The sequence below is a fragment of the Achromobacter sp. genome (genome assembly GCF_049647645.1).
GTDB lineage: Bacteria > Pseudomonadota > Gammaproteobacteria > Burkholderiales > Burkholderiaceae_B > Achromobacter.
The window spans coordinates 94,304-100,303 of the sequence record NZ_JBARYB010000274.1 but is presented as its reverse complement, the minus strand read 5'-3'; the positions used below and the strand labels follow the sequence as shown (position 1 = coordinate 100,303).

At 65.7% G+C, this 6,000-nt stretch carries 6 protein-coding genes; 4 read left to right on the top strand and 2 right to left on the bottom strand.

The window, feature by feature from the left end; translation table 11 throughout:
• The first annotated feature begins 103 nt into the window (after window positions 1-103).
• The 4 genes from rsmD (at window position 104) to WBB14_RS31840 (ending at window position 2,828) form a co-directional block, all read left to right on the top strand.
• Complete coding sequence (gene rsmD / locus WBB14_RS31855) at window positions 104-670, top strand: 16S rRNA (guanine(966)-N(2))-methyltransferase RsmD (RefSeq protein ID WP_424243318.1); 567 nt, start codon at window positions 104-106, stop codon at window positions 668-670.
• 58 nt (window positions 671-728) lie between these two features.
• On the top strand, window positions 729-1,232 hold the full coding sequence (gene coaD / locus WBB14_RS31850; protein ID WP_173145623.1) for a pantetheine-phosphate adenylyltransferase: 504 nt from the start codon (window positions 729-731) through the stop codon (window positions 1,230-1,232).
• 124 nt (window positions 1,233-1,356) lie between these two features.
• Entirely contained in the window at window positions 1,357-1,608 is a 252-nt protein-coding gene (locus tag WBB14_RS31845) for a YfhL family 4Fe-4S dicluster ferredoxin (protein ID WP_006385941.1), read from the top strand.
• The gene (locus tag WBB14_RS31840) at window positions 1,605-2,828 is read left to right on the top strand and encodes a benzoate/H(+) symporter BenE family transporter (RefSeq protein ID WP_424243317.1); all 1,224 of its coding nucleotides are present in this window, start codon (window positions 1,605-1,607) and stop codon (window positions 2,826-2,828) included. Before WBB14_RS31845 ends, WBB14_RS31840 begins: the two co-directional genes overlap by 4 nt.
• Before the next feature lie 25 nt (window positions 2,829-2,853).
• Here the strand turns inward: WBB14_RS31840 and WBB14_RS31835 are convergent, their stop codons facing one another.
• A complete protein-coding gene (locus WBB14_RS31835; RefSeq protein WP_424243316.1) occupies window positions 2,854-3,240 on the bottom strand; it encodes an MOSC N-terminal beta barrel domain-containing protein in 387 nt (128 codons plus the stop codon).
• A complete protein-coding gene (locus WBB14_RS31830) occupies window positions 3,237-5,765 on the bottom strand; it encodes an AsmA family protein (RefSeq protein WP_424243315.1) in 2,529 nt (842 codons plus the stop codon). The genes WBB14_RS31835 and WBB14_RS31830 overlap by 4 nt, the downstream gene beginning before the upstream one ends.
• Window positions 5,766-6,000: the final 235 nt, after the last annotated feature.

Below are 6,000 nucleotides of genomic sequence, written 5' to 3'. Positions count from 1 at the left end.
GGGCTCGGCAGGCGCGGCTACGGCGTCTGCGGCCTCGGGCGGCGGCGCGGGTTGAACCGGCGCGGCGGGCGGAGGGGATTTTTTCTTGAAGAAGCGGCTAAACATGGGTAACAAGTATATTCGTATCGTCGGGGGCCAATACAGACGCACCCCCATTGCCGTACCCGACGTGGAGACGCTGCGCCCCACGCCCGACAGGGTGCGCGAAACGCTGTTCAACTGGCTCAATCACCTGTGGGGCGGCGAGTTCGCCGACAAGCAGGTGCTGGATCTGTTCGCCGGCAGCGGCGCCCTCGGCTTCGAGGCGGCCTCGCGCGGCGTGGCGCATGTGCAGATGGTCGAGCGGGACAAGACCGCCGCGTCCGCGCTGCGGACACTGCGCGACAAGCTCAAAGCCGACATGATACGCATCCACGTGGGCGATGCCATGCAGGTCGCCGAACGCATGGATGCGTCCCGATTTGACCTCATCTTGCTGGATCCGCCCTTCGGCCAGGGCTGGCTGCCGCGCCTGTGGCCGATTCTGCCGGGCATTCTGACCGAGCATGGGCTAGTCTATGTAGAGGCGGAAACCCCCATCGAAGCCCCCGAAGGATTCACGATCTTGCGGCAGGACAAGGCAGGCGCGGTCCACTACCACCTGCTGGAATTTGCTGCATTGCGCAAATAGGTCAATAATCCGAGCTTCGGAGGATGGTGTACACCACTAATAACGGTACGGAGCTCGCATGATCATCGCTGTATATCCTGGCACTTTCGACCCGCTGACCAGAGGCCACGAAGACCTGGTCCGCCGTGCCGCCACGCTTTTCGACAAGGTCGTGGTAGGTATCGCCATCAGCCGCAACAAGAAGCCCTTCTTCAGCATCGACGAACGCGTGGAAATCGCGCGCGAAGTGCTGGGCCACTATCCCAACGTGGAAGTGCAGAGCTTCGCCGGCCTGCTCAAGGACTTCGTGCGCGACCAGAACGGCCGCGTCATCGTGCGCGGCCTGCGCGCCGTGTCCGACTTCGAGTATGAATTCCAGATGGCCGGCATGAACCGCCATCTGCTGCCCGACGTCGAAACGCTGTTCATGACGCCCTCGGACCAGTACCAGTTCATCTCCGGCACCATTGTGCGCGAAATCGCGCAGCTGGGCGGAGACGTGAGCAAGTTCGTGTTTCCGTCGGTCGAGCGTTGGCTGCAGGAAAAGGCCAAGGAACGCCGCGAACAGTCCTGGCCGGGCTAAGTCCGGCCACAGGTATTGCTCCACCCTCGAAGGGCGCGCAGAGCGCCCTTCTTGCGTTGCGTGGCCGGGGCGGGCGGCGGCGCTACAATGCGCTTAGCCCTATCCGCCCAACCCGCAGCCCGCCATGGCCCTGACCATCACCGAAGAATGCATCAATTGCGACGTTTGCGAGCCCCAGTGCCCGAACGACGCAATCTCCATGGGCGAAGACTATTACGTCATCGACCCTGACCGGTGCACCGAATGCGTGGGCCACCACGACGAGCCGCAATGCAAGGTGGTCTGCCCGGTCGAATGCATCGAGCTGCACCCGCAATGGAAAGAAGGCCAGGAACAGCTCATGGCCAAGTACCGTCGCCTGACCGGTGCGGCATGAGCGACGCCGCGCAGTCCAGCATCGACCTCCCTCCTTCCCGCCACCACGCCCGCCGCGACCTGTCCGCATCGGCCATCGCCGCCGGCCTGGTCGCCGTCCTCGTCAGCTTCGGCGGCACCGCCGTGCTGATGGTGCAGGCTGGCCATACGGCCGGCCTGGATTCAGCCCACATCGGTTCCTGGATCGGCTCGCTCAGCCTGGCGTTCGGCCTGGGCGGCGCCGTATATAGCCTGCGCACGGGCCTGCCCATCGTCATGGCCTGGTCTACCCCTGGGGCGGCCCTGCTGGTGACCGCGCTGGCCGGCGTTCCCTTCAACGAAGCCATCGGCGCCTTCATCCTGGCGGCCGCGCTGACGCTGGCCTGCGGCCTGTTCGGCTGGATCGATCCCATCCTGCGCCGCATTCCCGGCGAAATCGCCGCGGCCATGCTGGCGGGCGTGCTGCTCAATTTCGGCATGGGCGTTTTCAGCAACATCAAGCAGCAGCCCGCGCTGGTGCTGGCGATGTGCGCCGCCTATCTGCTATGCCGGCGCTGGGCGCCGCGCTACGCGGTGCTGGTCGTCATGCTGGTGGCCATCGCCCTCGCCTTCGGCCTGAACCTGATCCAGCTGGACCTGCTGGACTGGCGCCTCACCGAATTCGTCTGGACCACGCCCGCCTTCAGCGCGCAGGCCGCGGTCAGCCTGGGCATTCCGCTGTTCGTCGTCGCAATGGCGTCGCAGAACCTGCCGGGCCTGGCCATCCTGCAGGCCGCCGGCTACCAGCCGCCCGCCTCGCGTCTGGTGGCGGCCACTGGCCTGCTGGGCCTGCTGGCCGCCCCCTTCGGCGCGCACAGCGTCACGATGGGCGCCATCAGCGCCGCCATCTGCACCGGCCCCGAAGCGCACGCAGACCCATCCAAGCGCTACATCGCCGCCGCCACCTACGGCCTGGGCTATGTCGTGCTGAGCGTCGTGGCCGGCGCCGTGGCCGTGTTCTTCCAAGCCTTGCCCGCCGCCCTGCTGGCCGCGTTGGCCGGGCTGGCGTTGCTGGGCACCATCATGGGCGGCATGGCCGCGGCCATGGCCAACCCGCAACGCCGCGAAGCCGCGCTCATCACGCTGCTGGCCACGGCATCGGGTTTCAGTTTCTGGGGTATCGGATCGGCCTTCTGGGGCCTGGCGGCGGGCCTGCTGGCCCACGCGGCATTCGAGTTCAAGCGTTCGGGCGCAAAGGCCTGAAGCGGCCTTCGCGCGCCCGGCCTGCTCAGACCGGCCAGGTGGCCACGGGCGTGTCGGGGTGCACCTTCATGATGCGGCAAGGCACCTGCACGAAGTTGGAGATCCAGGCCGCAGCCAGCTCCCCTTCGTCGACCACGTCAATCACTTGCTCGCCCACCTTCATGCTGTAGCGCACGCTGTCGTCGTCTTCGATGACGTCCAGCGGAATATCCATGCGCAACATGCCCGGCGCCTTCAGCACCAGGTAGCCCAGCCGCAGTTCGACCGAGACCTCGGCCAGCCGCGGGCACAGGGCACGGTTCAGCCACTGTCCGGAATCGTTGGCGACCAGCCATTGCCGGTGATAGCCAGCGGCCTCGGCCTGTGCGGTGACGCCGCACTCGGCCACGGGTTGGAAGTGTCCGGCGTTCATTTGCCCAGCAATCCCTTCAAGGCCTTGTCGACGGCCGCGCCGCCCTTGCCCTTGCCCGTCACCGCCTCGCGCAGTTTGTTTTCCAGACTGCGCTGGAGAATGCCGCCGATGGCGTCCTTCCAGAGCAGCGTGTAGGTCGGCTTGTCGAACGGCCCCTTGACGTGCACAGGGATGGTCACGTCCTTCAGGTCTATCAGTTCCTTGCCTTCCGGATCGGCGGCCGGGTTGACGACGCGGGCGCGCGCCACCAGGTCCAGCTCGCTCTTGACGAAGTCTATGGTGGCCGGTTCGCCCTGCGTCACGCGCAGCAGGGGCGACACCACATTCAGGCGCTTGACGGCGGCCACGCCCTTGGTGAAGGCCAGGTCCGCGTCCATCTCGGAGAATGCCGTCTGCTTGCTGGTGTCGGAGGCGACGGTTTCGTTCTGCGATTCCGGCTTGAAGGCTGCCTTCAACTCGCGCAGCGTCTGCGTGAGGTTGATGCCCTTGACCGCGCCATCGCGCAGGCGCAACTGCATGGTGCCGCCCAGGCCGCTCTTCATGGCATAGCCGTTGGCGCCGGCCGTTTTCAGGTCCAGCGCGAGGCTGCCGGTGCCGCTCAGCACGTTCTGGTGCGCCAGATCCATCAGGAACGGTTCGATGGCGATGCCGGCCAGCGACATCTTGGTGGCCAGTTGGTTGCCCTGCGCGGCGTCCACCGACAGGGCGCCCGCCAGCTTGCCGCCGTAAAGGCCGGCAGTCAGGCTGGAAATGTCCAGCTTGCCCTTGTCCAGCTTGACCGCAGCGCCGACGTCATCGGCCTTCAGGCCGCGCACGACCAGCTTGCCGACCTTGATCGTGCCATTGACGCTGGGACCAATCAGCGCCGACAGATCGATCGTGTCGTCGGCGGGCTTGGGCGCAGCCGGTGCGGGTGCCGGTGCGGCCGGTTGCGCCGGCTTGCCTTCTTCCTTCTTGGCTTCGGCAGGCTGCTTGGCCGCGGGCTGCGCAGGCGTTGCGGCCGCGGGCGGCACCAGCTTGTCCAGGTCCAGCGTGTCCACCACCAGCGCGAAATTCACCTTCGGCGAATCGCTCAGCTTGGTAATGTCCGCGCTCAGGTCGAACTTGCCGCCTTCCAGCACCGCGTTGATCTTGCTGGTGGCCTGATCCTTCAACAGGTCTGCGGTGACGCTGCCGATCACCGGGATCTGCAGGCTGCCCTTGGGCAACCCGGGGTCGGTAATGTTGACGTCGCCGCGCAGGCCGGACAGGCCGCCGCTGCGCTGCAGCAGGTTCAGGGACAGCGGCGAGGCGAAGTTCAGCTTGACGATCCGTTCGCCGTTCTTGGACGTGCTGTCCAGCTTGGCTTCCTTGATATCCAGTTCGCCGGCGTTGCCGCTGATGCCGTTCAGGCCGAAGCTCGCGTCCAGGCCGCTGATGCGTACACGGCCCGTGAGCGCTTCTCCCGTGGCCGAAGCCGGCGAGATATTGAGCGCAGGCGCGTCCACGGCAAATTCGAAGGGACCGTCGGCCACGCCGCCCTTGGCGCGGATGGCCAGTTTCTCGATCTGCAGTTGGCTCTTGTGCGGGTCGATCGCCAGCTTGGGAATGGCCACGCTAGCGTCCACATTGGTGGCGCGCGCGGCGGGATCGGTGACGTCGCCCTGGAACACGACTTCCAGGCCGGCGATATCAAGCGCCGATTTCTGGCCGTTGAAGGCCAGATTGCCGCGCACGGCCAGGCTCTTGGCCTCGGCGCCCGGCAGCTTGCCGTCCATGCGCAGGTCCAGCTTCTGCGCCGCATAGCGCTTGGCGGACGGATCCAGCGTCAGCAGGGCCTGACCGGTCAGGTTGGCGTCCACGCGAGGATTGCCGCCCTCGACACGCGCGGTCATGCGCACGTCAAACGGCTGATTGAAGGTAACCCGACCCGTGTTGGCGTTGATCTTGGTGACCGCCACCGCCATGCCCGTGATCGCGTCCTGCAACAGCACCTGGCCGTCCTTCAGGTCGAGCCCGGCGATGTCGATCTGCATGTTGTTGCGCGGCTGCGGCAGATTGCCGTTGGCCAGGGCCTGCACCGCGCTTTGCGCCGCGCCTGCCAAGGCTTCGGCAGGATTGGCAGGCGCCGCCGTGATCGGCGCGGTGCCGCCCACGAGATTGCTGAAATTGAAATGGCCCTGCTTGTCCCGCACCACGCGGGCCTTGAAGCCGGTGATGGCCACGTGGTCCACGACAAAGCTGTTGGACAGCAGCGGCCACACGGCTACCGCCAGGCGGGTGCTGTCGATGGAAGCAAAGGTTTCCGGACTATCGGGCTCGGACAGCGACACGCCCTGCACCGACAGGCCGATACGCGGGAAGAGCGACAGCTCGATCTCGCCGTCGATCGTCAACGTGCGTTGATAGCGTTGCTGGACAAGCTCTTCCAGCTTGTACTTGTACGCGTTGGGGTCGAATGTCAGCAAGAAGATGGCCAGGCCGACGACGGCCACGACAACCAACACTACCAGGCCTATCAAAATGCGCTTGAACCACGTTTTCATTGCTGCCCCGTCGGTACCTCGACTGGAAATCCTTGAATGCCGTCCGCGGCGCCACGCGCGCGAAAGGTGCTTTGGCGGTGGAAAAACCGCCCGGTCTATGAAGCCATCGGCCTTTCAGGGCGTGCCCTATCTCAAGCCGAGCCTGGGGCTGCGGCGCCGAAAAGGGGGATCTGCCAAGGAAAGCCTGATGAAGACGCCAGCAAAGCCAGCGTACAGATAGCGCTATCGTAACAAA